The 25,758-nt window shown below is 37.1% G+C and carries 22 protein-coding genes, 1 pseudogene, 1 riboswitch and 1 other annotated feature; of the genes and pseudogenes, 10 read left to right on the top strand and 13 right to left on the bottom strand.

What is annotated here, in order from left to right; translation table 11 throughout:
* Window positions 1-293: 293 nt before the first annotated feature.
* The 8 genes and pseudogenes from FG383_RS11135 to FG383_RS11100 all read right to left on the bottom strand — a co-directional run.
* A pseudogene (locus FG383_RS11135) lies at window positions 294-965 on the bottom strand (MFS transporter); the annotation flags it as partial.
* A gap of 233 nt (window positions 966-1,198) precedes the next feature.
* Window positions 1,199-1,510: a monooxygenase gene (locus tag FG383_RS11130; protein ID WP_142607465.1), complete on the bottom strand. Its 312-nt coding sequence runs from the start codon at window positions 1,508-1,510 to the stop codon at window positions 1,199-1,201.
* A gap of 203 nt (window positions 1,511-1,713) precedes the next feature.
* Window positions 1,714-2,331, bottom strand: a complete 618-nt coding sequence (thiE, locus tag FG383_RS11125; protein ID WP_142607464.1) for a thiamine phosphate synthase — start codon at window positions 2,329-2,331, stop codon at window positions 1,714-1,716.
* Window positions 2,318-3,127, bottom strand: coding sequence for a hydroxyethylthiazole kinase (thiM, locus tag FG383_RS11120; protein WP_142607463.1), 810 nt, complete (start codon window positions 3,125-3,127; stop codon window positions 2,318-2,320). The genes thiE and thiM overlap by 14 nt, the downstream gene beginning before the upstream one ends.
* Before the next feature lie 15 nt (window positions 3,128-3,142).
* Entirely contained in the window at window positions 3,143-3,949 is an 807-nt protein-coding gene (gene thiD, locus FG383_RS11115) for a bifunctional hydroxymethylpyrimidine kinase/phosphomethylpyrimidine kinase (protein ID WP_142607462.1), read from the bottom strand.
* A complete protein-coding gene (gene thiW, locus FG383_RS11110; RefSeq protein ID WP_142607461.1) occupies window positions 3,918-4,439 on the bottom strand; it encodes an energy coupling factor transporter S component ThiW in 522 nt (173 codons plus the stop codon). The genes thiD and thiW overlap by 32 nt, the downstream gene beginning before the upstream one ends.
* A 202-nt stretch (window positions 4,440-4,641) precedes the next feature.
* Window positions 4,642-5,325, bottom strand: a complete 684-nt coding sequence (gene tenA / locus FG383_RS11105; protein WP_142607460.1) for a thiaminase II — start codon at window positions 5,323-5,325, stop codon at window positions 4,642-4,644.
* Window positions 5,326-5,354: 29 nt separating this feature from the next.
* On the bottom strand, window positions 5,355-6,632 hold the full coding sequence (locus FG383_RS11100) for an acetylornithine deacetylase (protein WP_142607459.1): 1,278 nt from the start codon (window positions 6,630-6,632) through the stop codon (window positions 5,355-5,357).
* A 98-nt stretch (window positions 6,633-6,730) separates the two neighbouring features.
* Window positions 6,731-6,835: riboswitch (TPP riboswitch) on the bottom strand.
* A 399-nt stretch (window positions 6,836-7,234) separates the two neighbouring features.
* Between FG383_RS11100 and FG383_RS11095 the strand changes: the two genes are divergently transcribed.
* Entirely contained in the window at window positions 7,235-7,906 is a 672-nt protein-coding gene (locus FG383_RS11095) for a DUF2306 domain-containing protein (protein WP_142607458.1), read from the top strand.
* Between the two features lie 31 nt (window positions 7,907-7,937).
* Here the strand turns inward: FG383_RS11095 and FG383_RS11090 are convergent, their stop codons facing one another.
* Window positions 7,938-8,570 carry a LysE family translocator gene (locus FG383_RS11090; protein WP_142607513.1) on the bottom strand — a complete coding sequence of 211 codons (633 nt, stop codon included), beginning with the start codon at window positions 8,568-8,570 and terminating at the stop codon, window positions 7,938-7,940.
* Window positions 8,571-9,508: 938 nt separating this feature from the next.
* Here FG383_RS11090 and FG383_RS21135 point away from each other — a divergent pair.
* Window positions 9,509-9,619 carry a putative holin-like toxin gene (locus FG383_RS21135; RefSeq protein WP_246096972.1) on the top strand — a complete coding sequence of 37 codons (111 nt, stop codon included), beginning with the start codon at window positions 9,509-9,511 and terminating at the stop codon, window positions 9,617-9,619.
* A 298-nt stretch (window positions 9,620-9,917) separates the two neighbouring features.
* Window positions 9,918-12,059, top strand: coding sequence for a type IA DNA topoisomerase (locus FG383_RS11085; RefSeq protein WP_142607457.1), 2,142 nt, complete (start codon window positions 9,918-9,920; stop codon window positions 12,057-12,059).
* Window positions 12,060-12,301: 242 nt separating this feature from the next.
* Here the strand turns inward: FG383_RS11085 and FG383_RS11080 are convergent, their stop codons facing one another.
* Window positions 12,302-14,368: a DUF4179 domain-containing protein gene (locus tag FG383_RS11080; RefSeq protein WP_142607456.1), complete on the bottom strand. Its 2,067-nt coding sequence runs from the start codon at window positions 14,366-14,368 to the stop codon at window positions 12,302-12,304.
* A 50-nt stretch (window positions 14,369-14,418) separates the two neighbouring features.
* Complete coding sequence (locus FG383_RS11075; RefSeq protein WP_142607455.1) at window positions 14,419-15,498, bottom strand: DmpA family aminopeptidase; 1,080 nt, start codon at window positions 15,496-15,498, stop codon at window positions 14,419-14,421.
* A gap of 386 nt (window positions 15,499-15,884) precedes the next feature.
* On the opposite strand from FG383_RS11075, the gene FG383_RS11070 reads away from it, so the two are divergent.
* Window positions 15,885-16,382: a TspO/MBR family protein gene (locus FG383_RS11070; RefSeq protein ID WP_142607454.1), complete on the top strand. Its 498-nt coding sequence runs from the start codon at window positions 15,885-15,887 to the stop codon at window positions 16,380-16,382.
* 155 nt (window positions 16,383-16,537) lie between these two features.
* Here FG383_RS11070 and FG383_RS20910 read toward each other — a convergent pair whose 3' ends face one another.
* A complete protein-coding gene (locus FG383_RS20910; RefSeq protein ID WP_185907912.1) occupies window positions 16,538-16,681 on the bottom strand; it encodes a hypothetical protein in 144 nt (47 codons plus the stop codon).
* 393 nt (window positions 16,682-17,074) lie between these two features.
* Between FG383_RS20910 and FG383_RS11065 the strand changes: the two genes are divergently transcribed.
* From FG383_RS11065 to FG383_RS11055, 3 genes are all read left to right on the top strand, one after another.
* Window positions 17,075-17,515, top strand: coding sequence for a hypothetical protein (locus tag FG383_RS11065; RefSeq protein ID WP_142607453.1), 441 nt, complete (start codon window positions 17,075-17,077; stop codon window positions 17,513-17,515).
* Between the two features lie 69 nt (window positions 17,516-17,584).
* Window positions 17,585-17,771, top strand: a binding site (T-box leader).
* 102 nt (window positions 17,772-17,873) lie between these two features.
* Window positions 17,874-19,538: an arginine--tRNA ligase gene (gene argS, locus FG383_RS11060; RefSeq protein WP_142607452.1), complete on the top strand. Its 1,665-nt coding sequence runs from the start codon at window positions 17,874-17,876 to the stop codon at window positions 19,536-19,538.
* 80 nt (window positions 19,539-19,618) lie between these two features.
* A complete protein-coding gene (locus tag FG383_RS11055; protein WP_142607451.1) occupies window positions 19,619-20,245 on the top strand; it encodes a collagen-like triple helix repeat-containing protein in 627 nt (208 codons plus the stop codon).
* A gap of 73 nt (window positions 20,246-20,318) precedes the next feature.
* Here the strand turns inward: FG383_RS11055 and FG383_RS11050 are convergent, their stop codons facing one another.
* Window positions 20,319-22,004: a methyl-accepting chemotaxis protein gene (locus FG383_RS11050; RefSeq protein WP_142607450.1), complete on the bottom strand. Its 1,686-nt coding sequence runs from the start codon at window positions 22,002-22,004 to the stop codon at window positions 20,319-20,321.
* 719 nt (window positions 22,005-22,723) lie between these two features.
* Here FG383_RS11050 and FG383_RS11045 point away from each other — a divergent pair.
* From FG383_RS11045 to FG383_RS11035, 3 genes are read left to right on the top strand one after another with little or no spacing between them, the layout of a single operon-like run.
* A complete protein-coding gene (locus tag FG383_RS11045) occupies window positions 22,724-23,860 on the top strand; it encodes a betaine/proline/choline family ABC transporter ATP-binding protein (protein WP_142607449.1) in 1,137 nt (378 codons plus the stop codon).
* The gene (locus FG383_RS11040; protein ID WP_142607448.1) at window positions 23,853-24,506 is read left to right on the top strand and encodes an ABC transporter permease; all 654 of its coding nucleotides are present in this window, start codon (window positions 23,853-23,855) and stop codon (window positions 24,504-24,506) included. The genes FG383_RS11045 and FG383_RS11040 overlap by 8 nt, the downstream gene beginning before the upstream one ends.
* 10 nt (window positions 24,507-24,516) lie before the next feature.
* Complete coding sequence (locus FG383_RS11035; protein ID WP_142607447.1) at window positions 24,517-25,404, top strand: glycine betaine ABC transporter substrate-binding protein; 888 nt, start codon at window positions 24,517-24,519, stop codon at window positions 25,402-25,404.
* The last annotated feature ends 354 nt before the right edge of the window (window positions 25,405-25,758 follow it).

Here is a 25,758-nt window from a genome sequence, read left to right as displayed (position 1 = left end):
ACCATATTATCTGTTAATACATAGGCGATAATTTGCACTCAATTTAAGTGAAATTTTTCATATCTAAATTTAATAACCAGATAACCTCACAAGAAAAGATTGTAGAGTTATTTTACAATCAATAAAGTTGTTTAGTACAAAATAAATCTCCTGAAAAAATGAAGAGTTAATACTATAATCGAAATTACGAATAAATGAAAATAAATTGACGAAGCAATTTAATTTTGCTCCTTCAAAAAAATATCCAACTAACTACATATCACTCAAATATTCGGAATAATTCAAATGGAAATTCACTTCTCTTTTTTGCTTTTATTCTCACGAGTCCAAACAAAAATTACAGAAATAAGTAATAGTGAAAGAATAGCTCCAGAAATTGATAGCATTGCATAACTAGAATGAGCGACTACCATTCCGGATAACGCACTTCCAGAAGCACCTGATAATGCAAGCAAGACATCAACTGACCCTTGCGTTTTGGCGCGAACAGATGGATGTGTTGCATCTACGATAAGAGCTGTTCCGCTAATTAAACCGAGGTTCCAACCAATACCAAGTAGTACTAGCGCGGTTATAAGTAGTGCAAATGCTGCCACTATTCCTGAGGTCAAAAGCGTGATACCAGCAGCAACAGCCATAGCACTTCGACCGATCTTATCTACAAGCGCGCCTGTGAAAAGCAAAGGAAAATACATGGCGCCTACATGAAAACCGATGACCAACCCTACTTCTCTCAAACTATGACCGTGATTTCCCATGTGTATAGGTGTCATTGTCATGATAGCTACCATAACAAACTGCGTCAATATCATAATTGTAGCACCTAGGGCAATTCCCTTTTTGTTTATTGTAGAACCTTCCAAATTTGAACCTGCCTGCTTAGCACCGTCCTTCTCTTGGACATTCGCAATAGCCGTAGCTACAAGCAACGGGTCTGGACGGAGGAAAATCAAAGATAAGCCCCCTTCTCCCTGATAACAACAAAATCGACTCTCCATAGGAAGTCGATTTTGTTAATATCACTATTTATTGGAGCCGAAAACCCAGCAGTTGAGCGAGGAGATGGAGGCTACGCCTGTGTAAAAGGAGCTATTTCAACGATTTTCTTTTTAGAAAAAATCTTAATTTTAACATATATACTTCAGCTTTTTTATATTGGTTCGTCTACCTGTAAGTTAATGAAACATCCTTCATTTTGTTACTTATTTTTGATAGGACCATGGTTAATCATAGATAATGGTTCATTAATCTCAAAAATCTTGCCACGAATATCTTGAATACCAAAAGACGTTAATCGAGCTGAGTGCATTTCTAAATAGGCTTGGGCTGTTTCCTTTGTTTCGAATAGATAGATACCTCCAGCTTCTTTTGCTGCTGCGTCCTCCGTCCAAATTTTCCAGATCATACCTGGTTCATCATTAATGCTTTGTGCTAATTCTACAAAGCCTTTTGACATTTCTTCTCCATATGGACCTTCCATTTTAAAATCTACTTGTAATAAATAAGCCATTTCAAGTCTCCCTTTTCATTTATTTATATTTGTTCGTCTACTTGTAAGTGTTTGAAAAATGATTCTTTCATATACCTTAATCTACATTAGTCTCATCAGTACATCAAATATAAAGATTACACTTAAGATGTCTGCCATTCAAACAAACATTTTCGTATCAATGAAATATCAAAACTTACAGTTCTAGAACAACCTCTTTTATACTACTTAAACTTTTCTATAAACTGTTGCGCAACAAGTAAAGGGTTATTCGCTTTCATTATTGCTGACACCACTGCAACACCGGCAATTCCTTTATGCTGTAAAGTATCCATATTTTCTAGCGTAATACCACCAATGGCCACTATAGGAATTGAAACAGATTGTATGATTTCTTTCAGTACTCCTTGAGGTAAAAGCTTAGCATCTCCTTTTGTACCCGTTGGAAAAATAGAACCCACTCCTATATAAGTAGCCCCATCCCTTTCAGCACTCTTCGCTTCTTCCAGAGTTCCTGCTGAAACTCCAATAATAAATGACTCAGGTACGATTTCTTTTACAGTAGCAAGAGGCAAATCAGACTGTCCGATATGTACCCCAGCTGCATTTACTGCGATTGCAATATCAATACGGTCGTTAATAATTAGTGGAACATCGTATTTATCTAGTAGCTCCTTTAATGCCTTAGCTTTCTCATAAAACTCCTTTCCAGAACTATTTTTTTCTCGGAGTTGTACAATCGTAACTCCTCCTTTAATGGCTTGCTCTACTACTTTCAACAATACATCTATCGAGACTGATTCTTCCGTTACTAAATTCAATGTCATATCAAGATTCAACAATAGAGACCTCTTTTCCCCAAATATATTCATCCAAATGAAAAATTTCATCCATCAATTTAACTTTAAATTGACCAATTCCTGCTCCTTCAGAAAGATTCTTTTTCGCTCTTTCTCCTGCTAGACTCATGGCTGACATGCCCGCAATACTTGCAGAAAAATAATCATCTGTCGTTCCTGCAAAGCTACCTATTAAAGACGTTGTCATGCATCCTGTACCCGTTACTTTAGTTAACCAAGTATCCCCATTTTCAATTTGAACGATTTCTTTTCCATTGGATACAACATCTACTTTTCCACTCACTACCACTACACAAGAAAAAAGATTTGCTGCTTTTGTTGCAAGTTGTGTAACATCAAAAGATTTATCCTCTGCATCCACACCACGCGTTTTCCCTTTTCCACCAACTAATGAATCTATCTCACTTGCATTTCCTCGAATAATTGTTACTCTTACCTTTTCTAACAGTTCTCCTGCTATTTTTTTTCGATAAGATGTAGCTCCTACGCCTACCGGATCAAATATAACGGGTATTCCTTTCTCGTTTGCCGCTTTTCCAGCAAGTATCATTGCAGAAAAAGTCTCCGCTTGAATCGTCCCTATATTCAGCACTAGTGCGTTTGCTAATTGCACCATTTCCTCTACTTCTTCTACACTTGTTGCCATTACAGGCGAAGCTCCAATAGCAAGGGTTACATTGGCACAATCATTGATTGTTACTGTATTTGTTATATGGTGAACGAGCGGGTTTCTACAGCGGACAAGTGAAAAAAGCTCACCTACTACTTTTTTATTCATTAAGTATTCTCCTATCTATTTCATCCCCATTTTTGAACTCTCGTATAAATCATAAAAATGATGTGTCGGTCCATGTCCTGAACCTAAAGCCAAACTATGCGTAATGGCAGTCGTTATATACTGTTTTGCTAATGTTACTGCTTCAAGTACAGTCGAACCTTTTGCTAGATTCGCTGCAATTGCAGATGATAATGTGCAACCTGTACCATGGGTATTTTTCGTATAAATTCGTTTAGCTTTTAACCAATGGAAGTCCTCTCCATTGTAAAAAAGATCATTTGGAGGACCCATTAAATGGCCACCTTTTATCAATACAGCTTCGACACCCATTTCCATTATTTGCTCACAAGCTTTATACAATTCCTCTTCCGTTTGCAGCGTTCTTCCTATCAACACTTCTGCTTCTGGAATATTTGGTGTGATGATGGATGAAAGAGGAAGTATTTCTTTCTTCAAAGCTTCCACTGCAGATTCCTCCAAAAGATAATGCCCACCTTTAGAGATCATGACAGGATCCACGACGATACACTTCGGTTTATATTTTTTTAATGCTTCTGCTACTACATGAACTGTTTCGACATTTCCAAGCATACCAATTTTCACCGCATCTACTTGAATATCATCAAATACTGCTTCTATCTGATCTTGAATAATTTTCAAATCAATTTGTTGAACAGAACGTACCTCTTTCGTATTTTGGGCTGTTACTGCAGTAATTACTGACATGCCAAATGCACCGTTTGCAGAGATCGCTTTAATATCTGCTTGGATACCTGCTCCTCCACCTGAGTCAGATCCTGCTATTGTAAGCACTGTTTTCATCTAATAGTCCTCCGATCACTTTGTTTTTCATCATCACTTTTAACAACCCAAACGCTAGCAATGCTCCCGTAAACGAACTAAACATAAAGGCTGGCACAAACCCAAATACCGTTAGCTCTTTACCAAATAGGAGAACTCCAATTGGATAAGTTGCGATGGCGCCGAGAATTCCAGTACCAATCACTTCTCCAACAAATGCAAATCCAAGTTTTTTCGTTTTCATATAAAAGATACTAGCTAAAAGCGCTCCAATAACACTTCCTGGATAAGCAAAAATAGATCCTGTACCTAACAGATTTCGTAAAGTAGAAACGATTAATGCGCCTGCGACTGCATACCACGGTCCTAGTAATACTGCCAACAGTACATTTGCAAAATGCTGAATGGGAAAAATCTTTGCAAAACCAACTGGTATAAAAATGAGATGACTAGATATGGTCGTTATTGCAATAATAAGCGATGTCAAAGTTAACTTTCTTGTTTTATCCATACATTTCACTCCTAAAATCAATTATGCCTCAGCGTAATTGCGTCCAGATTTTGAATTGCGCTTGCGCAATTAACTCCCTTCAAAATCTGTGACATCCGCCGGAGGCTTAGGCCAACAAGATGTTGGTCACTCACACGTTGCCGCAGGACGCGGCGATCTTAGCCTGAGTTCCTCTATTCAGCCATCTTTTTGCTGAATCAAGTTAGATTGGCCATTCTTCTAGTTGATAGTTCATTTCCCAAAACAAATACTCGAACTTCGATGTCATTTGGAAATGTTCTTCGATCTGTGCAAGCTCCCATTCTGGCTTTCCATCTGTTAACTGATCCATCAGCTGTATTAACCACTTCGCACCTGCTGCAAATTCATCGGAATCATATGTTTCAATCCATTTTGCATATTTGTTTGTGGATAAGTTATCACCATATTGTGCACGCAATAATTTCCCTATCTCCCAGTAATCCCATGCACATGGAAGTAAACAGGAAACTAACTCTACTAGGGAACCGTTTTGCGCAACGTTTAACATATATCGTGTGTATGCTAGGTTAGTAGGAGTTGGTTTAGTAGCTTCCAATTCCTCTTTTGTAATTCCAAACTCTGCAGCAAATGCCCGATGTAAATCCATTTCAAAATGGAGCGTATCGTGAAGTGTTTTCGAAAAGTTGGTCATCATTTCTAAATCGAGTGCTTTTTGAACTCCTACCGCAAATAGCTTGGAATAGTCTAGTAGATAGACGTAATCTTGCTTCATATAGTGGATAAACCTTTCTTCTGCCAATATTCCCTTTCCTAACTCCTGCACAAATGGATGTTGATGATTTTTATCCCAAATTGGTTTTACATTTTCAAGCAATCGATCACTGAATTTTTTTGTTGCGTTCATACGACTTTCCTCCCAAAATAATAGTTATTTTATTTTTTTGTGTTACACCATTGATAAATAAATAACAATAGTGTTTTAGTAAATGAAAGTAATTCCTCTATATTTAGTTTTTCATCTACGGAGTGTGCTTCTTCTAGTTTTCCTGGACCATAAATAACAGTTGGAATTCCTGCTTGTCCTAGCCAACCTGCATCAGTCACAGATTTGGACATTCCGATTTCGACCGGATTTTTCTCTATTTGCTGATGACACGCTGCCAATAATTGAACCGCTGGGTGTTCCGCATCCATTTTTAATGCCGGAAATATTTCGCCACGTTCTTCAATCATTGATTTTCCACCCCAGCGATATTGAAGAGGATTTTCTCTTAACCATGGATCAGCCATAGCAACCTGGTTTAAATGATCTTCTATTTCAGTAGTAACTGATTCATATGTTTCATTCGGGTAAAAATGTACGGTAATCCAAAGTCTGCATTCATCCGCTATAAAAGCGGCATGTCTGCCACCTTCTATAACCGCAGGATTAATCGTAGTTGTTCCAGCTGCAAATCCAGGATATTGTTTTGTCACAGCCCAATGTCTTTCCAAATCTTGAAGGCCCGCGATAATTTTCATCATTTTTTCTATGGCACTTGCGCCTTTTATTAATCCTCCTGCATGCAACATTTTCATCCTCATGGCATCATGGAAAACTTCTTTACTTTTAATCGTTATCCAGCCCGTTATCACTCCTCCTTGACCGTGAATTTGACGATTACTTCCATCTACTACTAGTGCAAAATCAGCCGTGTATCCTCTCTCTATACAAGAAAGCGTTCCCGCCTCTCCTGCTTCTTCTCCAATAACAGACTGAATTTGGAGATCTCCTTTTATTTCAATATTTAGCTCTTTTAATAGTTTTATAGCAAACAAGGTTGCAGCTACTGCGCCTTTCATGTCAGAGGTTCCTCTGCCATATACATATCCATCTTTTTTGGTTAGATTGAATACTGGTACCGTCCACGCGGTTTGATCTCCTACTTCTGCAACGTCAATATGTCCGTTTATGATTAAGCTATGATAATGCAACCCGTCTGTTCCTCTTTTTATCCCTACTACATTCGGATCTTTTGGAAACACATCCCAACTATCCGTCTCCAATTGGTTTGCCTCTAAAAAGTTGGCAATATAGCTTTGCACTTCACTTGTATTTCTAGCTGGGGGACTAACTGTCGGAAAACTAACTAAATCTGCGAGTAATTGAAATAATTCTTCTTTACCCTCATCAACTGCTTTATTTATTCGATTTTCTATTTCCTTCTCCATTTCTTTTCCCCTTCCAAGTTATATTTTTGAAAACAAAAAACCGCTCTCCATAAACGGAAAGCGGCTGTTTTCTACATAATTAAACTAAACATACGACAGTAGGGGTCCAGCTGCTTCCCTCCGCTAGTATTAACTAGTTCAGGTTCAAAGGGTTTACATACAAGATGTGTCTCAGCCTAAAATAGGCTCCCCTAGCAGTCATCTATTTAATTGTAAATGCAACTAAATCGTATCATAAATATAATTAATTACAAGAATGTTTCGTTAATCGGAATTCTTTATAAAATGATCAACCCTTAGCCGCTTTACTAAATCTTTACATTCTAATAGAGAATTTTATTTTGACAGAATTTTCATTATATAATACATTAACATTGTTAACTTAAGTAATGAAGGAAAATGCTTTTGTCGTGAATAACAGTGAGTTGGATCAGCCTGATATTTATATAAGCAATTCGATTTGGGCAAGTTTGCATGGTCTCACATCTCTTTTCATTGCTTTTCCACAGTTTGATTGGGGAGAACAAAGTAGACTAATTCAATTTCATGTCCAAGCGATTATCCATGGGCTCAAAAACTCAATTTAACGAGGAGACAAATTGATGAATAATAAAACTTGGTTTATCTTTACTTTTTTAGCAATCGGAGTAGCTGGTTATGCCATTGTCCAATATTTCATCTTGGGGGTACATCAAGCAGGACTTGTTCAATTGAAGCTTATGCTTCTATCTAAATTAAGTACGTTCTGGTACATCATGCTTTATATACACATTGTATCTAGTGTATTTTCATTAGCAATTGGTCCTTTTACATTGTCTAGAAAGTTTAGGGAAAAGAATATCATACGTCATAAATGGTTAGGGAAGATATATTTAATTGGTATTTTATTTGGAAGTATCTCTGGTCTTTATTTAGCCTTTTACGCAACTGGTGGATTGGCTGGACAGCTTGGTTTTAGTTTTTTAGCTATCTTTTGGTTTTATACTGCCTATCAAGCTCTCGCTAGAGTAAAAAAGAAGAAAATCCTAGACCATCAAAAGTGGATGATTCGGAATTATTCACTAACCTTTGCGGCTGTTACACTCCGAATTTGGTTGCCTGTGTTTATGTTGATATTTGGTTTAGAGCGTTTCGAATTCAGTTATGCTATTATCGCTTGGTTAGCATGGGTGCCGAATGTACTCGTCGCAGAGTTGTTTATCCAACGAAAACTCAATAAAAAGCAAGCAAACATCCGCCCTAATTTAAGTAGACAGATTCCAAAACAATTTTGAATTGTTTTGGAATCTATGGCGATGAAGCTTCTTATACCACTTCTGCTACTGCCACTACAAACTCATATAAAAAGTATCCAGCAAAACCTATTAATATCAATCCAGCGATAATCGATACCCATTTGATCATTGTTTGATTCATTACTTTTCTTGTTACCGAAACAATTGCAAGTAGACCAACATCATGAAGTAAGATACCAGCTAAAATACCCGAACCGACGATTAAAAATGTGGTTGGTTGTGTCGTATCATAAGAATCGGAAAGTACTGCTCCAAAGACCGAAATCCAAAACACGAGATTTCCTGGCGAAATAGCTACAAGTAAACCATTACGATATGAACTTAAAAATGATTTGTTTGGTTTATCGCCAGCTAGCGTTATATCCTTATCAGAATTTTTGATAGAGTCATAACCTAAAAATGCCAGGAAGCATGCACCAATAAGCCACATCGGTATTTGAATATAAGGTACAGCAAGTACAGAAGCTAATCCCATATACAATGCAATAATTAATAGGAAATCGACTGTCATTCCGCCTAATCCTACTGCCCAACCATGCATAAATCCATTTTTCAAACCTTGTTTTGTCATTTCAACCGTCATTGCTCCTACAGGCATTGCTATAGCAAGACCTGCTAGTAAATAAGTAAAAAATAAACTCAAACCAAACACTTCTTCCAAATTTGTTCCCTTCATACGTCCGTTTGTCTATATTTTAGCATAAAAATACATATAAATAGCTTGTTTTTGAATAATTATGCGTATAAATTTCATAATAGGTAACAAAGACTTGCAATATGATTATAGTTGATTTCCGCTTTAATCAATGTAATTAGAAATCCATATGAACGAATGATTTAATATACACTCCATGCTATTTGACTAAGAAAGCAGGGTGTTACTATTCAAGTAACACCTTTAGTTTACAACCAGTCAACCGCTCTTCATGTAGTATATTAATTGCCCCTCATAACAAATCAAATTAGAAAATACACCATAAATATGCAATAATAAAAGAACAAACGTTTTCAATTGAGGAAAAGAGATCTTCCTGTGAAACCTGTCATTCTATTATGTGGACGAAAAAGTAGAGCAACATTAAACTTGGATAAAATTTATTGAATCTCATAACTGACAAGGGCTATAGAGCATATTCGTGGAGACTTTTCCAAAGGGATTAATTTCAACAAAATTATAGTGTCAAAAAACAAGCTTGGTGAGCTCATAGATTTTAATTACTCTCACGATAAATTTGCTAATGAAAACGGAATAATTGTGGAAAGCGGAATGAATCCTGCCTTTAGTGTAGAATTATTAAACCAATTGAAAAAAAATAGCAGATGAAGGGATTTACTAAAACCTATGCATACCTCTGAGGATTTTATATCCAATCTGAAAAATCTACATGGGCTCAACAAACCACAATTAAATTTATTAAAATCATTAAGAAACCAACTTAATTAATTTGAAGATTAAAAACTTTATGTAGATTTTTTGTGGCTACTATTATCGATTTTTGGCATATAAAGTGCTAGACTAGTAGTTGCAGCAACATATAGCGGATGGGCGGTCGACACTCCCTTGAGAAAGGGGGTGTTTATATGGTGACTTATGATGCAATGAATATGCTATTTCAATTTGGTATATTCCTCGCTACAGCGGCTACAGCCGTTATCGCGCTGATCGCTCTTTACACCAATAGAAAAAAGTAACCACCCTCCGCTACCGACTAAGTATGCAGGGTGGTTACTCTTTGAGTTAAACATTCTTACAACTGGTCAACCGCGCTTCATGCGGTATGTCTGCTGCATTGACTGGGTGTTAACGCACCCAGTCTTTTTTAATATATGTTCATTTTATCACAATTATTCAAGAAACACACCCTTATTACTGCTTCCCCTTATTTACTCCTTGCACTTTCCTTCTCAAGTAAATCGTGTTAGAAAATCTTCTCAATTTATGCGATAATAGAACTAACGTTTCTATCAAAAGAGAAAACGAGGTGTTATCTTGAAACCAGTAATTTTAGCTGAAAAACCATCCCAAGCAAAGGCATACGCAGATGCTTTTTCTATTAAACGCCACGAGGGCTACTTAGAAATCAACCCATGTCCAATCTTCCCCGAAGGTGCGTATATAACTTGGGGAATCGGTCATTTAGTTGAATTAAAGGAACCCAAAGCTTATGATCCGAAATGGGATAAATGGTCACTAACTAGTTTGCCAATTTTACCAGATCGTTATGAATTTCAGATTGCGAAAGGAAAGTACAAACAGTTCACCATCGTGAAAAAACTGATGAAAACGGCGGTTACTGTTATTAACGCATGTGATGTGGATCGTGAAGGATCGAATATCTTCTATAGTATATACAACCAAACCGGTGCAAGAGGACAAACGATTAAACGGTTGTGGATAAACTCACTAGAAGTAGAAGAAGTAAAAAAAGGGTTTGCGAATTTACAAGATAATCGTAAAGATTTACTTCTATATGAAGAAGCGAAAGCTCGGCAAATTAGTGACTGGCTCGTTGGAATGAATGGCTCCAGATTATATTCTCTTTTATTGCAAGGACAAGGTATTAAAGAAGTCTTTCCTATAGGGCGTGTGCAATCTCCAACAATCTATTTGATTTATCAACGACAAATGGAGATAGAAACCTTTGTTTCCGAGCCCTTCTTTGAAATTGAAGCAATATTTACAGCAGAACACGGCACTTATAAAGGAAAAGCAAAAGCGAAAGAACCAAAAAGAGAACTTATCCAGGCCCTGCTTGCAAAGCATAATATCCAACCAAATTCACCAGGTGTTATTACTTCTGTGGAAAAACTGGATAAACGGATGCCACCACCGCAGCTCCATTCTTTATCCACATTACAAGCAACTGCAAACAGATTATGGAAAACGAGTCCGGCAGACGTATTGAAGACGATGCAAGGACTTTACGAAAAGAAGCTTGTTACGTACCCTCGTACGGATTCGCGTTATATTACGCCAAGTGAATTTTCCTATCTTGCTGCACAAGTATCCGATTATCAACAGCTCATCGGGCACCCCTTCACTGTCACTTCGCTTGCACCTAAAAAGCGTTATGTGGATAGTTCAAAGGTCCAAGAGCATTATGCCATCATTCCGACAAAAAAACTCCCTACACAAGCCAAACTTGCAGGCTTGTCTAGTATCGAAAGAAATTTATACGAAGAAATCGTCCGCACCACACTCGCTATGTTTCATACCGATTATTTATATACAGAAACAAAAGTGACAACGAATGTAAATGGGTTATCTTTCTTTACGACTGGAAAGACGGAACGTGATAAAGGTTGGAAAGCATTATTTGTTCGTTCATCTAAGGAAACTGAAAAAGACGAGCCCTCCCTACCTCCTTTACGTGAGCAGGAAATAGTGGAAAGTAATATTGATATAAAAGAAGGAAAAACACAGCCTCCGAAACCTTATACAGAAGGTCAACTAATCGCCATGATGAAGACTTGTGGAAAGCTTGTGGACAATAAAGATGAGACAGAAATTTTAAAAGAAGTAGAAGGCCTTGGTACAGAGGCAACTCGAAGTGGCATTATCGAAACGATCAAACGCCACGGGTATATTAATGTCACGAAAAATATCGTGTCAATTACGGATAAAGGACGTGTTCTTTGCCAAGCAATAGATGGTAATCTTCTTGCAAGCCCCTCGATGACAGCTAAATGGGAAACGTATTTACGAAAAATAGGTAATGGAGAAGGTTCGATAGATCGCTTTCTAGGTAGTATTGCTAAGTTTATCCATAGTTTGATGCAAGAGGTACCAAATCAATTAAAAACAAAAAACATAGATTTAAAACTAGCTCCTCGTGCATCAAAATATGATGCGAAATTCAAAAGAGATCCTATTGTAACTTGTCCCAAATGTCAAAAAGGTTCCATAATTGCCCATAAAAGTTTTTATGGTTGCACGGAATACAAAAATGGCTGTACACAGACGTTTAATGGATACTTTTTAAAGAAGAAGATTACGCCGAGTCAGATTAAACTTCTTTGCACAAAAGGTAAGACAAATATGATTAAAGGCTTTGTAGCGGAAAACGGGCAAACATTTAATGCTAGCCTTTCCTTTGTAGAGGGTAAATTGAAGCTAGATTTTAAAGAGTGAAAAAAGATTTTTATTAATAACTTGCGATTCTATGCGACGACCTTGCGATTCGGGGACCCTATCTTGCTATTTTCCACATATTATTTGCGATACAATGAAATTCATCAAAAAAGAAGCCGCCCTTCGACCAAAAAGGGCGGCTTCTTTCACTCAAAAGGATAAGCATGAAACAACTGTGCACATACATCCTGTTGTAGTTGAGAACAGATACCTGTACCAAGATTGCTCATTTCCTTCACCAGTTATTCCAAAGAAATCTTCAAAACATCATCCAAATATTTCGTTTTTTGATAGCCATAAATCTCTAGTTTTTTAGGAATCATCTTTTCACCTTGAAAACGAGCACTTTGAAGCGTATTAAAATAATGGGGTTGCTCGATTTCATCATATGGATACAAATTTTGATTCATATCGTATTGTACTCCGTTTTTATCCACGATGATTGCGTCTGAATTCATCTCCGTAATACTCGGTACCTCTCCATTCTCATCTACAAAATTGAAATTGAGCCACTCATACGCACGATTCTTCACTTCATAATTACTTATAACAAATTCAGTAGACGTTTCATCTTCCTTCATGTCTACGGAGATTGTACTTCCCGCATATTCAAAAGTTTGAGTACGCTCTGGAGTAACATCCAATTCAACAGTTTTTTTGTCATTAAAGTATAACTGAACAGATTTAAGTTGAACGTTAACCTCTTTTGGTATTTCTCCAAAAAGAGGATCAAATTGTGTTTGAAGCGTACTCCAACTCGAGTCTTGCTGCCAATTTACAAAAGAGGTACCATTCATATCAGCTTTCACTTTTTTATTATTTACTTCTAGATTGTTAAAATCAACAAATTCTATTAGTTTCTCTGGCAGTTCACGATTAATACCAAATTGAATAATGGTCACTGTTGGCGCAATGGTTAGTTTGTCAAATCGAATTGGAATCCCTTCTATTTCTATTACTTCATCCAATGCATATTCGACAGAAGGCTGCTTTGTTACAGGTATCTCGAATTTCCAATCCCCTGTTTTGTTTTCATTGTTCCCGTAATCCCAAAAACCTTGCTGCTCAGGAGAATCACGATTCAATTTATGAAGATTATTGATGGAGAGTTCGATTGTCGCTTTCTCCGTTTTAAGTGGCATCAGACTCAGCTTTCCTCGATATACGCTCTTTTCTTTGTTATTTAGATCTGAATCTAAATCAGGAGGATAATACTTTGGATAATATGTTCCATTATCCATAATTTCATATTCATTCCACACTGAAACTCCGCCACCGTAATTCATCATAAATTGACTGTCTTCCACTGTGTCTTCAATTTCATAAAAAACAAGTGTCTGCACATCATCAGCAATTACACTCTTAATCGTAATTTTTACCCCTTCGCTTTCTGCTTCCAGGTTTAGCCTCTCACCAAGGTCTTGTTGTAGAAAGGCACGCAATTGCGGATCCTCTTCTGACCATGAATAGTAGAGGTTGGCAAACGTCCCTGTAAAGAAACCTATACCTATTAATAATACGAATACACTTGCAAAAACAAGTCCTATTCTTTTACGTTTCTTGTGCTTCTGCTGTCTTTGCTTCTCGTTTTCTTTTAGCTTTTCTTTGACATTTTCCATGAGAAGAATTGGCATATGCAAATCTTCTATTTTATCAGTAAGATTTTCCAGAGTTGAGATGATATCCTGAAAATTTGCCAACTCCTCCTGACATTGTGGACACCCATAAATATGTACTTCTAAATCAATCTTTTTTGACCGTTCCATCCTTCGATCTAAGTAATCGAGATAATCCTTTTGGTACTCCAAACAACCATTAAAGGTTGATCCGGACCATATTTCATTTCTAAGAGATTGAATCCCGGAAAACAACAACTCTCTCATCTTATCCGCTGAAACTTGTAGAAGGGATGCCGCTTCTTCTTGAGAAAACCCTTGTCCGTATGTAAGAACAAGCGCTATTTTCTCATCCCGCTGCAATTGGGCCAGTGCTTTAAAACCCCCTTGATGAGTTGCACTTTCCACTGAAACTTGCAAACTTCTATCACGAGAAAGCTCCCGGCAGCTATGTATGAATATGGATGTAACCCATGTTTCGAATCGTGTTTTATTTTTAAAATGAGGCAATTCCTTTTGAATTTTTAATATGGATCGGTAAAAAAGCTCTTCCATTTGCTGTTGACTACTCAAGTAGCACGATCCAAGTATATAGAATGATTGTTGATGCTGATTTATCCAATCTACGATGGATTCCCCACCATTTTCTCTTATGGCAGCGATAGAAACGGGATCTGTTGTTGCTGGAATCATCTAAATGCCCCCCTTCTTGTTACTCGCTTTAAAAGTTTATGACCGCACACTTATTCAAACGGATAAGCATATGCAGTATTTCCCATCCGCCCTTCCGTAGTAACTGCTTGGGACAACGAATTCAATATCGCTTCTTCCGTTACTTCTACCGCTCCTTGAAAAAGATCATTCATGATTGGATGATCATCCCTCAGTTGGGTCCTAATTTCTACGCTATCTTCCGCAAAATGGGTAACTTTATTTGCTGTGGAGAATGCAATAACTACATCCCCACTGCCGTTACTAAAATGACTACCTGTTCTTCCAAGTCCGATGCCACATCTTTTTGCTACTCTCTTTAGTTGTCTACTGCTAAGTGGGGCATCTGTTGCCAAAACAATCATAATAGAACCATCAGCAGGTTTTGGAAAAGTTGGAATAGAATTCATTTCTTTTACTTTATAGTGATCACTTTGAAACTCTTCTTTTCTTCCAAAATTACTGAGAACTAGACAACCGATTGTATAATCCCCAACAATACGAGAAGAGGACCCAATACCACCTTTATACCCAAAACAGATCATTCCTTTTCCTGCTCCTACAGCACCTTCAGCAGCAACGTCTGAAGAAGCCTTTTGAATACATTCTATTGCATGTTTCGGTTCGATTGGCAATTTACGGATAGAGTTCAACCTGCTATCATTGCACTCTCCGACAACTAAGTTAATCGTTCCAGTAGTATCTCCAATCTCCGAATTTCCCTCTAACATATATTGTAATGTCCCTTGTGTAACTGCTGGAACAGCAAATGTATTCGTCAGCATAATGGGCGATTCTATTAGTCCTAGTTCATCCACTTGTACAAGACCAGTTGTTTTCCCAAATCCATTAAGTACGTAACTTGCACCTACTACTTTTTGTTGAAATAAATTTTCCGAATGCGGTAAAATAGCCGTCACTCCAGTACACGCGTATTCTCCTTCACCTAAGGAATGATCTAATGTCATATGCCCTACTTTGACATCTGCCACATCGGTAATACAATTCTTTTCACCAACAGGCAAACGCCCAATTACAATACCTCTTTGTCTTATTTTCTTTGGCTTATTTTTTTTCAAAGTTTTACCTCCAATTTTGCTGTCTCTTTCCATCTATTCACATATAAATTCCTCTTTATCTGCATATAAGCGAATGACATCCTTGATTTCTTCGGCACGATATTTTTCATTTCGATTGTTTGTAAGGCTATGATAGATAGAAGCTCTTTGTAGAAAATCGGAGCTAGCCCTTCCAACACGATTGTATGCTCATCTTTATGCTATTTTATGAGTGTTGCGACTTTGCAAAATTGTCAAAATTGCTATGTATGTCATTTGTATGTAAAAATTCTAACTTCATCAGGAACTCCAAAATTTAGTTTTTATTTCATTCTACCATTTCTGACAATTCTATCAAAATAGATACGTTAAATAATTTCTTGGTTTTACTTTGGGAAATGGGGAATAGTATAAATAGCAAATAGTAGGAGGTATGCAGTGTGGAATTTATAAAAGTAGATGGACGTATTAACAAAAAACGATTAGCACTTAGCATTCTTGTTCCTGTTGTAGGAGGATCTATTACTGGATGGTTAGCAAACAGAAATGCACAAGATAAATACAAAAAGTTAAAACAACCTTCCTTTGCCCCTCCAGCCGCTGTCTTTCCGATCGTATGGACATCCCTTTATACTATAATGGGCATAGCAAAATATCGAGCGGATGAAAAAATTAGTCACACAAAAGAAGAGGCTCAGGTAATTCCCTTATATGAATTACAACTGGGTCTTAACTTTTTATGGTCTTTTCTATTTTTTCGTTGGGATCTTCGAGGGACTGCTTTGATAGAAATGTCTGCTATGCTTGCCTTAATAGCTTTAACAGCGTATGAATTTCAAAAAGTAGACAATACTGCTGGAGCGCTTATGGTGCCGTACATCGGGTGGGTTACATTTGCCCTTGGTCTTAATTACGCTGTGTGGAAACTAAACAAATAACATCTCTTTTTTTGATTTTATAGCGTGTTTGTGAAAGGTTCTTGGTCCCCATTTAGCCATAATAAAACAGAGTTTGAGATAATCTAACGTTACTTCAGACTCTGTTTTCTATTTTTAATTGCTTCCATAATGAAAGTAAATACCTTATTTCCCCCTTAAAATCGCATATATTTTTCCTTTGTCATTTGTAAAAATGCAACCGCAGCAGGTGACAATGGCACGTTTTTCACATAGCTGACAACTACCGTATTTTTGTAAATTGGATTTCCCAAAGTGAACAGATTCGCTTCCGTTTCCACATTATCTCGCTCTAGCACACATTCTGGAACAATCGTTAAACCTAGCCCGCTATTGGATAATCGGAAAGCGTTCTCCCGTATTTCTCCTTTTACGAATTTAATTGTGTCATAAATTCATCAGTTATGTGAACTTTTTTTGTCCTTGTACATTATTGCACAATGTATTTTTAATTCAAAATAACTATGTAGCTATTAAAATTATAACTAAACTATTATATTTGCATTCAACCGTTGGGGTGCATGGATTTTAATTTTTCAGATAAATGATGCATCTCTTCTAATTAAGCCCTTAGTCCTAGCGTTAGAAGGAAGATATATAAACCAATTAAAGTAGTTTGAATTCTGTTATGATTAGTTTATTAACTATTTATTTATTACACTGGAGGTTGAGAAATGGGTAATAATATGATATCAATGATGGATGCTTATATGATTGAGACTTTGCGCAGTAACGGGCTATCCAATGAGCAAATGGTTACACTCCTGGAGGAAAAGCAAATTAGCGATTTGGAGCGTATAAATACAAAGTTTAATTTCAATAATTTGCTAAAATTATACGAGCAAGATAAGGACATCTTTAAATCCGTCCTTCAAGATGGTTATATGGTGAAGTTTTTAACAATGAATGGGCTCAAAAATCTTTTACAAATGAAGTTTAATAAAGTCGCTGAACAAGATTATCAGATTACGGATACGGGAATCCAACATCTAGAAATCGAAACAAAAAGTTTCCATACTTTAAAACAACTTCTATCCATCAATTGGGTAATACAAGAAAATGCTGACACTAGCAACAACACTTCAAATAAAATAGTAGATATTCATATTGTTTAACGAGTTTATACCCATTTAATAATTTTCAAAACAGTTTGACTTTTTCTATTCAATTTGTTACATTCAAATACAATATCTTAGATGAAGAGAGTAGCAATATCCGATTATGAAGCGAGCTAGGGATGGTGAAAGCCTAGTTAAGAAGAATTGTGAAACGCACTTTGGAGATGCGCAAGCCGGAAACTCACCGTTATAGAGAAAGTGGCCAAATAGGCAAATTGAGTGGTACCGCGGAAGTTAAGCTTTCGTCTCATTAATATAATGAGACGAAAGCTTTTTTATTTACCTAATAACCAATGTATATTACAACAATGTTACGGGTGCCAGGCACCTGTAATAATAATGAGGAGGAGTACAATTGAAAAAGAAAATAGTAGAAATACTTCAATGCTTCACATCTGAGTTAATCGAAGAAGATATGATTGAAATACCTACTTATGCCCACTTGGGTGATTTTGCTCTTCCTTGCTTTCCATTTGCTAAAAAACTCAGAAAATCGCCTATCCTTATTGCACAAGAACTTGCAGCTACTATTAAGGACGAAAAAATTGAAAAAGTTGAAGCAGTAAATGGGTACGTAAATATTTTTATGAAAAGAACGACATTTACCTATTCCATTTTGACTACTATTCTCAAACAAGGAAAACAATATGGTTCTTCCCACATAGGTTCTGGAGGCATTATTTCGATTGATATGTCCTCTCCCAATATTGCAAAACCATTTTCCATGGGGCATTTAAGATCTACCGTCATTGGAAATTCTATTGCTTTATTACATGAAAAAAGTGGTTATAAACCTGTTAAGATCAATCATCTTGGCGATTGGGGCACCCAATTCGGGAAGTTGCTAGTAGCTTATAAATTATGGGGAAATGAAAAGAAAGTTCGAGAAACTCCTATTGAAACGCTTTTAGCCCTTTATATTCGCTTTCACGAGGAAGCTAAAGTAGATGATTCCTTAAATGACAAAGGAAGAGCTGCATTTAAATTGTTAGAAGATGGAGATGCAGAAGCATTAGCACTTTGGGAATGGTTTAGAACCGAGTCACTTAAAGAGTTTCAACAAATATACGATCTGCTTGGGGTGTCATTTGACTCTTTCCAAGGGGAAGCTTATTACAATGACAAAATGGAACCAATTGTTGGTGAGTTGCTTCAAAAGAATTTATTACTCGAATCTGATGGTGCACTTGTGGTAGATGTTGGAGATAGCTTCCCCCCTTGCCTCATAAAAAAATCCGATGGCGCAACTTTGTATGCGACAAGGGATATTACGGCAGCTATTCATCGAAAACGGACTTACGACTTTGCCAAATCATTGTATGTTGTAGGAAATGAGCAAAGTTTGCATTTTGCGCAATTAAAGCTTGTGCTTGGCAAAATGGGCTATGAATGGTCAGACGCTATTCTTCATATCCCTTTTGGTCTTATCTTAAAAGACGGTAAAAAGTTATCGACACGTAAAGGGAAGATCATTTTATTAGAAGAAGTTTTAAATGAGGCAATTCAGTTAGCTGAGACGACGATTGAAGAAAAAAATCCTCTTTTAGCAAATAAAAAAGAAGTTGCGAAAATAGTCGGTGTTGGAGCTGTTATCTTTAGTGATTTGAAACAGCATCGAAAGCATGACATTGATTTTGACTTGAAGAAAATGCTTCAAACAGAAGGTGAAACCGGTCCTTATATTCAATACACGTATGCAAGAGCCTGTTCTATTTTAAGAAAAGCATCTGCACAAAGCGCTTTTGAGGTCACTGATGTGAATGATTACGAGTGGGAAATCATTAAATCCATCGAGCAGTTCCCACCGGTTATTGAGCGTGCAACAGCTGAATATGATCCATCTTTACTAGCAAAATACGCCGTGCATTTGGCGCAAACATTTAATTCATTTTACGGAAATGTGCAAATAATGAAGGATACCTATTATTTATCTTATCGCATTGCGCTCGTTCAATCTGTTGTAATTGTATTAGAAGAATCATTAAGACTACTTGGCATTAAAGCACCTATGGAAATGTAACATACCCATGAATTACTACAGAAAGTCCAATTCCCCTCTCCTTTTTTGAATACGTTAATCAATAGGGGAGGTGAAATTAATTGGATAATAAGCAGCCATGTAGTAAATGTGGCAATGTGCATACTAGCAGAGGCAGAAGAGGTCCTATGGGATTGGAAGGTCCGCCGGGGATCCAAGGTCCTCCTGGTGAACGAGGTGAAAGAGGACCTCGAGGATTTACGGGATTAGAAGGTCCACCGGGAAAAAAAGGGGCTCAAGGACCTCCTGGTGTTGATGGAACGACTGGTGGAATTGCTGAATTTGCATACATTTATAACATTGGTGAACAACGGATTCATCAAGAAGAGGATATTTCTTTCGATTCAAACGGCATTATAACACAAGGGATTTCACATACTGCTGGAAAATCTAAAATTACGATTAAATATAGCGGGATATACGAGATTATCTATCACGTTACTGGCAAACAATCGAATCAGTTAACCCTATTTGCTAACGGGATTGAAGCAACAAATACAACCTTTGGTGCAGATGATGGAAATGCACAGAATTTAGGCATTCAAATCCTCCAATTAGAGGCCAATACCGAGTTAACACTTAGAAATCATACATCTCAAACTAGCCACCTAGACTTATTAGTAAATGCAGGAGGCACACAAACAGGTGTGAACGCAGTAATCACTATTAAAAAACTTTCTTCTAATTAAGATTACGTATAGCATTTAACTTTTACACAAAAACTTCCCGCCTATTGCTCAATTGGCGGGAAGTTTTCAATAGCTAAATTTTAAATTGTCTCACCATGTCGTTCAATGAATCAGAAATCGTCGTTAAAGAACTGGCAGCCGTTTGTATTTCTTCCATGGATGCTAACTGCTCCTCTGTAGCTGCTGCAATTTCATGTGCACTTTCAGCGTTCTCCTTGAATAACCCAGAAACTTCTCCATACTTTTGCGCAACCGTCGTAAAGTCTGTTGTCAGTTGTTCAGTTGCCGCTGCAATTTCTTGTACCTTTCCAGACACCTGTGAAATAGATTGAATGATTTCCTGAAATTGAACGGAAGTAACAGATGATAATTGAATTCCACTATTTACATTTGTTTTTACTAATTCAATTGTATGGACCGTATCGTTTGTAGTACTTTGGATGTTGGTGATTAATGTTCGAATTTGATTAGCTGACTTACTGGATTGTTCCGCTAATTTTCGTACTTCTTCGGCTACAACAGCAAACCCTTTGCCATGCTCACCCGCTCTAGCCGCTTCAATTGCAGCATTTAAAGCAAGTAAATTCGTCTGATCCGAAATTTCGTTAATAATTGTTGTAATTTCCCCGATTTTAATAGCATCTTCCGCCAATGAGATAATCTTTTCGTCGGTTGCACTTACTGATTGATGGATGTCCTCCATGGAAGTTACGATTTCTCTCACGGATTTCTCGCCACTATCTGCTTGTATACTAACTTCATTTGTTTCTTCTGATACTTCCGCCGTTCGGAGTGTCATACTTTGCAGCATGCGCAAAGATTGCTCTACAGCAATCGAACTTTCATTCAATATCTTCGTTTGATCACCCATACTTATGGAAACATTTTGAACATTTCCCGCGATTTGATTGGATGTTCGTTTCGACTCATCTGCGCTAGCTGAAAATTCTTCCGCTGACGAAGCAGCCTGCGCAGAAGAAAAACTAATTTGCTGAATCATTTCCTTTAAAGAAGTAAGGAACTGGTTAAACGAACTGGCTACTTCTCCTAACTCATCCTTGTTTTTCACATGAAGAGCTTTCGTTAAATCTCCATCCCCACTAGCAATATCAGTCATCTGTTCCTTTAATTGACGTAAAGGAACTAATATAGCTTTCAATAGAATGATACTCAATACGATGCCAAATACTACTGCAACCAAGGAAATACCGATTAAAACTGCTTGACTTAATGCGGATTGAAATTTCAAATCCCCCCCTACTTCAGCTGTCTTACTATCTAGCTGTTCAATGAATGCTTCAAAGGATGGATCTAATACTTCTTTCCGAATTCTTCGTTCTTCCCCAAAATGAATTTCCTCTGACTTCGTTCGATTTATCGCATTGTTTTGAATGACTAATTGACTTTGTGCCCAAAACTGTTCGTAATCTGATTTAATATTTTCTATCGTTTCCTTCGTAGAAGATGTATTCGAGAGTGCAATCATTTTATCGAATTGTTCTTTAATATTTGTAGACTTTTCTTCCATTTGCTTCGCATATGTATTGTCGCCTGTGAGGAGAAGCGCCCGCTCATCATTGGAAAGACCCGCAAGGCGATACTGAATTTGTTTCGCTATTTTTTGCATTTCCATCAGCGTATTCAATTCGTTATTTTTTGCTACTGTATGAGACAAACTCCACGTTGCGAACCCACCTACTACAATGAGTGATATGACCAAAATGGAAGTAACAAGAATCAGTCTTGTTTTAATTCGCATATTTTTCTCCTTTCTCTTTGAAAATTTTCATTTTAAAGTATAACAGAGAAAATTTATAAATGATTCTAGTTCGAATAAATACTTAATTGAGTCATGTCTACCCTGCTACATTGCGTACAAACCACCACATTTTCCTATCGTTTAAAATACCAGGAACACTGGGTTCATGACACACAAAGTTATCTACTTTCTTCAAAACAGACGTACCTATCCTTTAACTAAAATGATAGATAGTCTTTTTAAATGAGGAGAATTTATCTTCCTCTTTGTAACATCCATGTTGTAAGCCTGGTTGCCTATGGTTGGAAACAATGATATGCTTAAAATGTTAGATAAATTCAATAATTGATTTTATTTCAAAAAACCAGACGATTATCCCCTATTTTATTTCACCTACTTGTTCCTTAACTGAATCTATCAGTTTCTATTGCTACTAACTTCCTTCGTCATAGGTAGATACCATTTTGAGAAGATCATTTCTGAACTTTAACTGTATGTCTTAGCAATGGCATAGAGGCATCTCTTTTATCCAATTATGGATAGGCTGAGAAGTCCTTTTTTTATACCTAAAAAAGGACTGGAAGGAATTTGTCTAATCAAGTATAGAAGAAACCATCCGTTTAAGTCCGTTTGGTTCAACTAACAATCAGCAGGAATGATGAGAACCTACTGATTAAATTTAACTTAAATTGACTCATCATATTTTAAAGGAGGTACTTATGCTCAAGTTTGAAAATGTAAGCAAAGTGTATGCAGACGGTTTTAAAGCCGTAAATTCCGTAAATTTCGACATTCCAGAAGGAGAATTTCTTGTACTAATTGGTCCAAGTGGTTCCGGAAAATCCACAACGATGAAAATGATTAATCGAATGATTTCTCATACCAGTGGCACTATTTCCATCGATGGAACAGATATTACAAAATTAAACGCCGCAGAACTTAGACGTAATATCGGATATGTTATTCAACAAATTGGTCTTTTCCCCCATTACACAATCGAAAAAAATATTGCCATTGTTCCAGAACTAAAAGGATGGGACAAAGAAAAAATTAAAGCCCGTGTAAAAGAATTATTAACTATGGTCGGACTTGACCCGGAAGTTTATAGCTCTCGTTATCCAAAAGAACTTTCTGGTGGACAACAGCAACGTGTAGGAGTTGCAAGAGCCCTTGCATCTAATCCACGTGTCATCTTAATGGATGAACCTTTTGGAGCACTCGATCCAATTACGCGTGATCAACTACAAGGAGAATTACTTTCCCTTCAACGTAAACTAAAAAAAACAATTGTTTTCGTCACACATGATATGGACGAAGCATTAAAACTTGGTGATCGTATTGCGATTATGAGAGACGGTCATTTACTTCAAATCGACACCCCTGAGAAATTATTACAAGAACCTGCTTCTGGATTTGTAGAAGAGTTTATCGGAAAAGACCGCATCGTTCAAAATCCGGAACTAATGCCAGTTGTCAGCGTCATGACTGAAAAAGTTGTTACATCTTACCTTCATCGATCTCCAGAAAAAGCGCTATTAATGATGCGCCAACAAAAAATTACTTCCTTAATAATTTTAGATGATAACGATGATACCCTCGTCGGAATTGTTTCTGCTTATGAATTAATCAAAAAAGTAAATACGATCCAATCCATTGAAGAAATTATGCTTGTTCCAGAATACGTTCTATTAGACTCCGCAACCGCTAAAGACGCAATCGTTATGATGCCCAATGTACGTTCTGGGGTTATTCCCGTATTAAGCGAAGCAAAAAAAGTAGTAGGATTAGTGACTCGCGGAACATTACTCACTGCTTTGTCCAGCCAATGGACGGAATTGGAGGATCTAAATGAATAAATTAAATATATGGGAACAATTCATGCAACAAGCGGAAATGCGTTGGCAAGAAGTATTAGAGGCCACTTCGGTTCATATTCAACTCGTATTTTTCTCTATGTTAATCGCTATTGTATTAGGAATTGGATTGGGTATTTTAATCACGCGAGTGCCAAAACTCTCGACAATTGTATTAGGTGGAGCAGGTATTATGCAAACGATTCCGAGTTTAGCCCTTCTTGGATTCATGATCCCTATTTTTGGAATTGGTGTAAACACTGCGATTGCCGCACTATTTTTGTACTCATTACTCCCAATTATTAGAAATACGTATACAGGAATAAAAGATGTCAATAAAGCTACAGTAGAGGCTGCTAAAGGAATGGGAATGACAAGCCTACAAGTATTAATAAAAGTGGAACTTCCCCTTGCCATTCCAATGATAATGGCAGGTGTACGTACTGCCGCTGTTATTAACGTTGGAACTGCGACACTTGCTGCATTCATCGGTGCCGGCGGACTTGGAGATTTTATCTTCCTAGGCATAACTCGAGGAATTGACGGTTTAATCTTACTAGGTGCGATTCCTGCTGCGCTATTAGCAATTATTTTGGAGATTTTCTTTACCTACCTGGAACGTTGGACAACACCAGAAGGGTTAAAATAAAGGTGATAACATGACAAAAAACAATCTCATAAAATCTATCCTTCTCCTTCTAGTAGTAACCTCGCTTACAGGATGTATCTTCAAAACAGAAGATTCTTTAATCGTAGGTTCAAGAAACAATACGGAAAGTATCATATTATCTAATATTATGGGGCAGTTAATCGAAGAAAAGTTAGGCATTGACGTTACTTATAAAGAAAACCTAGGAGGTTCCAATGTAGTTTGGAACGCGATGGTTAACGGCCATATTGACGTGATTCCCGATTATACAGGAACGATTGTGATTAACTATTATCAAGAAACTGCTGGAAATGCGGAAGAGACTTTAGCAAAAACAAAAGAGCTAGTAGCAGAAGACGGCATTACTGCATTAAATTCTTTCGGTTTCAACAATACTTATACTTTGGCACTAGATGAAGAAGAAGCCGAACAATTAAACGTTAAAACGTTTAGTGACTTTGCAAAAGTTTCAAATGACTTTGTATTAGGCGCTGTGTTCGAATTCATTGATCGACCAGACGGCTTACCTGGTTTCCAAGAAGAATACGACATCGAGTTCAAAGGTGTGAAAGGAATGGATCACGGTATTATGTACCGATCGATTAATGCAAAAGAAGTCGATGTGATCAACTCCTATACTACAGATGGACAACTACAAATGTACAATCTACGTGTGTTAGAGGATGATAAGGGCTATTTTCCACCCTATCACGCACTCCCGCTAGTTCGAACAGAAACTTTAAAACAATATCCTGAATTAGAAGAAGTACTTCTTCAATTAGCCGGGAAAATTGATGAAACAACGATGCAAATGATGAACGCTAAAGTGGATAATGAAGGAATGATGGTAGAAACAGTTGCCAAAGAATTCCTACAAGAAGCTGGTTTCATAAATTAAGAACAAAAACGCTAAAGTGCCTGTCTCTAGCCCGATATAACAAATGGGAACGATGAATGGAATGACGCACATAATAGGGATAATGCGTGGTAAAAGACCTATTAGGTGACCGCTAGGATTTTCACTGCAGTCGTACGCTTTCCACCGGGTAAGCGATGAGCCATCCCCTGCCGCTTAGGCGTCGTAGGGATGTCTCATTAGCCCACTCATCCGGCAGGAGTCGCCGCCCATAGCTGTATACTTTAGAAATACTCCATAAAAAATAACGAAAAATTGTTTCTAGTTCACTCTTTTTTTTCACCAAACTGATTCATCTTCTTTTTTATTGGGTACAGAAGAAGTATGAACTAAAAA

The sequence above is a fragment of the Psychrobacillus soli genome (assembly GCF_006861775.1).
GTDB lineage: Bacteria > Bacillota > Bacilli > Bacillales_A > Planococcaceae > Psychrobacillus > Psychrobacillus soli.
The sequence above is the reverse complement of the archived record's forward strand: the minus strand, read 5'-3'. Positions and strand labels throughout refer to the sequence as shown.